This is a genomic window from Rhizobium sp. SVR5-9E (genome assembly GCF_056755095.1).
Genome location: NZ_JBNDHS010000703.1, coordinates 1 through 239 on the forward strand (window position 1 = coordinate 1; position 239 = coordinate 239).

Sequence of the window (239 nt, forward strand, 5' to 3'; positions counted from 1 at the left end):
GTCAAAGAGGGCGGCGAGTGGTTCCGTCTCGCCGCCGCCGGGAGAAATTATGTGATTGAGATCACGTGGTTATCTGCTGTGCGCTCTACCGCCAGATAATTTTCCAGCGTTTTAAGCAGCTTCTTTTTTAGCCAGTTGGGTTCCAGGATTTGAACGTTCGGCAGCCAGTAGAACAGCAGCGGCAGGATCTGGTTCTCGTGTGCCGCCTGACAGCGCAGCGTGACGCCGTTGTGCTGCTC

Annotated in this window: 1 protein-coding gene; it reads right to left on the reverse strand. The window is 55.6% G+C overall.

Going from position 1 to position 239, the window contains the following annotated elements; all coding sequences use genetic code 11:
- Window positions 1–47: 47 nt before the first annotated feature.
- Window positions 48–239: WCX domain-containing protein (locus ACPYOJ_RS36625; RefSeq protein ID WP_481420575.1), on the reverse strand; the 192-nt coding region annotated here is incomplete at its 5' end.